The following is a 3,432-nucleotide window of genomic DNA, read 5'->3' as shown; positions in this document are numbered from 1 at the left end:
GCGGTCGCGATCGCGACATCGACCGGGCTCGGCATCACCGATGCGTGGGCCGATGAGGCGGGTACGCTGACGCCGGCCACCATGAAGACATTGCTGAAGATGGCGCGCGACATCTATCCGCACGACTTCCTCGGCGACAGCTACTACATCACTGCGGTCAAGCCGTGGGATGACAAGGCGGCGAAGGATCCGGCCATCAAATCGCTGATCAATGAGGGCGTAACCCGACTCGATCAGGCGGCCAACGATCGCCACAAGATGCCCTATGCCCAGGTCGCCTGGGAGAACGATCGCGTCGCGCTGCTGCAACAGATCGAGGCAAGCGCCTTCTTCCAGAAGATCCGCGGCGACCTCATCGCATCGCTCTACAACAACAAGGAGGTTTGGCCGAGGTTCGGCTACGAGGGCTCCTCCGCCGAGCATGGCGGCTACATCAAGCGCGGCTTCGCCGATATCGACTGGCTGCCGAAGGCATAGAGCATGATCCGGAAAAGTGTGAAGCGGTTTTCCGAACAGATCATGCTCAAAAATCAATCATGGCGCGATGATCCATCGCGCGGCAGCAGCGAACGCCCAGGAGGAAACAATGGCAAAATTCGATCTGAATGACAGCGGCGTTGTCGTGATCGTCGGCTCCGGTGCCGGCGGCGGTACGCTCGGCAATGAACTGGCGCAGAAGGGCATCAAGGTCGTGATCCTGGAAGCCGGCCCGCGCATCGAGAACCAGGACTTCATCAACGATGAGTGGGACAGCTTCGGCCAGCTCGCCTGGTCGGACATGCGCACGACGTCGGGAAGCTGGCGCGTCCACAAGGATTTCCCGAATATTCCGGCCTGGATCGTGAAGGCGGTCGGCGGCTCGACCACGCATTGGGCCGGCGCCTCGCTGCGCTTCGACGAGCACGAGTTCAAGATCAAGTCGGCATACGGCAACATCCCCGGCGCCAATCTGCTGGACTGGCCGATCACGCTCGCCGAGATGGAGCCGTGGTACGCCAAGGCCGAGGACAAGATGGGCGTCACCCGCACCAACGGCATCCCCGGGCTTCCCGGCAACAACAACTTCAAGGTGATGGAAGCCGGCGCCAAGAAGCTCGGCTACAAGGAAGTGCACACCGGGCGGATGGCGATCAACAGCGAGCCGCGCGACGGCCGCGGCTCCTGCCAGCAGATCGGCTTCTGCTTCCAGGGCTGCAAGTCGGGCGCCAAATGGTCGACGCTCTACACCGAGATCCCGAAGGGCGAAGCCACCGGCAATCTCGAAGTGCGTCCCGGCAGCATGGTGATCAAGATCGAGCACGACCAGTCCGGCAAGGTCACCGGCGTGGTCTATGCCGACGCGAACGGCGCGATGCAGCGCCAGAAGGCCCGCGTCGTTGCGGTCGCCGGCAACTCGATCGAGAGCCCGCGGCTCTTGCTCAACAGCGCCTCCAGCATGTTCCCGGATGGTCTTGCCAATTCGTCGGGCCAGGTCGGCCGCAATTATTTGCGGCACATGACCGGCAGCGTGTATGCGACCTTCGAGAAGTCGGTGCATATGTATCGCGGCACCACGATGGCCGGCATCATCCGCGACGAGGCGAAGAACGATCCGAAGCGCGGCTTCGTCGGCGGCTACGAGATGGAGACGCTGTCGCTCGGCCTGCCCTTCATGGCGGCGTTTCTCAATCCCGGGGCTTGGGGCCGCAGCTTCACCAGCGCCATGGAAGGCTATCCGCGGATGGCCGGCATGTGGCTGGTCGGCGAGGACCTGCCGCAGGAGACCAACCGTGTTACGCTGGATCCGAGCATCAAGGACAAGTTCGGCATGCCGGTCGCGAGCGTGCATTTCGACGATCATCCGAACGACGTCGCGATGCGCGATCACGCCTACAAGCAGGGCGCCGCAGTCTATGAGGCGGTCGGCGCCACCGTGACCTATCCGACGCCGCCCTATCCCTCGACCCACAACATGGGCACCAACCGGATGAGCGAGAAGCCGCGCGACGGCGTGGTCAACAAGTTCGGCCAGACCCACGACATCAAGAACCTGTTCGTCTCCGACGGCAGCCAGTTCACGAGCGGAGCGGCGTGCAACCCGACGCTGACGATCGTGTCGCTGGCGATCCGGCAGGCCGACCAGATCGCCGGCGCGATGCAGCGCAAGGAGATCTAGCACCCGGAAGGGCGAGCTTCGGTTCTGACTTCGATCGGAACCAAAGCCCGAGTTCTCTCGTGACTCCAACGGCCTTGTCCTGCCTGGACAAGGCCGTTTCTTCTGCGCGATGGATCCGAAAGCCTATTCAGCGGCGTCGAGGATGGGCTGGCCCTGGAATTCAGGCACTGCCGCCGCGCTCTGCGCGCGATAAATCAAACAGCAGCAGCGCAACAGCGATGCGAAATTATTGACCTCACCATGATGGTCGAGGACTTCGCCATAGAGCGTGGTGACGAACTTGGCGACGCTCATCCCCTCCTTGGCGGCAATCTCCTCCAGCGTGTCCCAGAACGACATCTCCAGCCGGATCGAGGTGCAATGACCACCGATCCGCAGCGATCGGGTCTGCGATTCGTAATTGCGCTGCGGCTGGTGCGAGAACAAATGGCACATGACTATCCTCCCGATCAGATTATAATTTTTCTAAACGATATACCCGCGCGTGCGGCGTCACAATCGCCACGTAGGGCGCACCCGGTCCACACGCAAAGGTGAGTGTCTTCAAGGCGATAGGCCGGCTCCATCCCCAGCTAAAGGCAGCCATTCGCGGGCCGGCCCATGCATTTGGCCGGCGAGCCGACTACAATGCCGCCGAACCTCGAATCCCTGTCCGATCGCGCAACCCATGCCCGTCCGCCAGCTTCCCGAACAGCTCGTCAACCGCATCGCCGCCGGCGAAGTGGTCGAACGCCCTGCGAGCGTCGTCAAGGAACTGGTCGAGAACGCGATCGACGCCGGCGCGAGCCGGATCGACGTTTTCACCGACGGCGGCGGGCGGCGCCGGATCGGCATCACCGACGATGGCGGCGGCATGACGCGCACCGACCTCGCGCTTGCGGTCGATCGCCACGCCACCTCGAAGCTCGACGACGAAGACCTCTTGCGTATCCGCACGCTCGGGTTCCGCGGCGAAGCGCTGCCGTCGATCGGCGCGGTGGCAAAGCTCGGCATCACCACGCGCCATGCCAGCGAACCGCATGCCTGGTCGCTGTCGGTCGAGGGCGGCGCGAAGTCGGAGGTCATGCCCGCTGCGCTCGGCCACGGCACCCGCGTCGAGGTCAACGAACTCTTCTATGCAACGCCGGCACGGCTGAAATTCCTCAAGACAGACCGCACCGAGGCGGAAGCGATCCGCGAGGTGGTGCGGCGCCTCGGCATGGCACGGCCCGACATCGCCTTCACGCTGGCCGGCGAAGAGCGTGCACCGGTCACCTGGGCCGCGGCGCTGCCCGGCG

General features: G+C 63.7%; 4 protein-coding genes. 3 read left to right on the top strand and 1 reads right to left on the bottom strand.

The window, feature by feature from the left end; genetic code table 11:
• Both H8B02_RS46220 and H8B02_RS46215 read left to right on the top strand, forming a co-directional pair.
• Window positions 1–477 (top strand): gluconate 2-dehydrogenase subunit 3 family protein (locus H8B02_RS46220; RefSeq protein ID WP_229172360.1); only part of this gene is annotated, 477 nt, incomplete at its 5' end.
• Window positions 478–586: 109 nt separating this feature from the next.
• Window positions 587–2,155 carry a GMC family oxidoreductase gene (locus H8B02_RS46215; RefSeq protein WP_229172359.1) on the top strand — a complete coding sequence of 523 codons (1,569 nt, stop codon included), beginning with the start codon at window positions 587–589 and terminating at the stop codon, window positions 2,153–2,155.
• 123 nt (window positions 2,156–2,278) lie between these two features.
• On the opposite strand, the gene H8B02_RS46210 is transcribed toward H8B02_RS46215, so the two are convergent.
• Window positions 2,279–2,590: a ribbon-helix-helix domain-containing protein gene (locus tag H8B02_RS46210; protein WP_229172358.1), complete on the bottom strand. Its 312-nt coding sequence runs from the start codon at window positions 2,588–2,590 to the stop codon at window positions 2,279–2,281.
• Between the two features lie 232 nt (window positions 2,591–2,822).
• Between H8B02_RS46210 and mutL the strand changes: the two genes are divergently transcribed.
• The coding region (mutL, locus tag H8B02_RS46205) for a DNA mismatch repair endonuclease MutL (RefSeq protein WP_229172357.1) at window positions 2,823–3,432 on the top strand (610 nt) is incomplete at its 3' end.

Source organism: Bradyrhizobium altum, from assembly GCF_020889705.1.
In the GTDB taxonomy this organism is placed as follows: domain Bacteria; phylum Pseudomonadota; class Alphaproteobacteria; order Rhizobiales; family Xanthobacteraceae; genus Bradyrhizobium; species Bradyrhizobium altum.
Note: the sequence above shows the minus strand (reverse complement) of the source record. Positions and strands in the feature narration are given on the sequence as shown.